Raw genomic sequence first — 700 nt, 5'->3', positions numbered from 1 at the left:
CGGCGGTGGATTGGCAGGCCCTGCCCGATGAAAGCGCGCTGCGCGGCCTGGAGCAGGCCGCGGCAGCGCACTTTGGCTGCGCGGCCGCTCAAGTCTGCGCGGTGCCTGGCACCGAGATCGGGCTGCGGCTGATTGGCGATCTGATCGGTGGCACGGGCTGCCATGCCGTGCCGGGCTATCGCACCCATGTCGAGATGTTGCGCGCCAGCGTGGCGGTGGCCGACCCGGAAAGCGCCGATGGCGCCAGCCTGGTCCTGGCCAATCCCAACAACCCCGATGGCCGCCTGTTGACGCCGCCGATGCTGCGCGAATTGCTGCACCGGCGCGGGGATCATGGCTGGCTCTTGCTGGATGAAGCCTTTGCCGACGCGCACCCGCAAGCCAGCCTGGCCGGCGATATTGCCGACGCGCGGCGGCTGGTGATCTTCCGCTCGTTCGGCAAGTTCTTTGGCCTGGCGGGCCTGCGCCTGGGCTTTGTGCTGGGGCCGCGCGCGCTGTTGGCGGCGTTGCGGGCGCGGCTGGGGGCCTGGCCGCTGTGCGCTGCGGCGCTGGCCGTGGGGGAGGCAGCCTATCGCGATGGCACGTGGATCGCGGATACGCGCGACGCCTTGCAGGAACGCGCGGCCAGCCTGGATGCCGCGCTCTGTTCAAAGGGCTATACCGTTGGTGGGGCCTGCCCGCTGTTCCGCCTTGTGCGCGG

The 700-nt window shown here is 70.9% G+C and carries 1 protein-coding gene; it reads left to right on the top strand.

The features are described from left to right. Window positions 1–700: aminotransferase class I/II-fold pyridoxal phosphate-dependent enzyme (locus tag H926_RS28885; protein WP_237741103.1), on the top strand; the 700-nt coding region annotated here is incomplete at both ends.

This window comes from Novosphingobium sp. B-7 (genome assembly GCF_000410615.1).
Lineage (GTDB): Bacteria > Pseudomonadota > Alphaproteobacteria > Sphingomonadales > Sphingomonadaceae > Novosphingobium > Novosphingobium capsulatum.
Note: the sequence above shows the minus strand (reverse complement) of the source record. Positions and strands in the feature narration are given on the sequence as shown.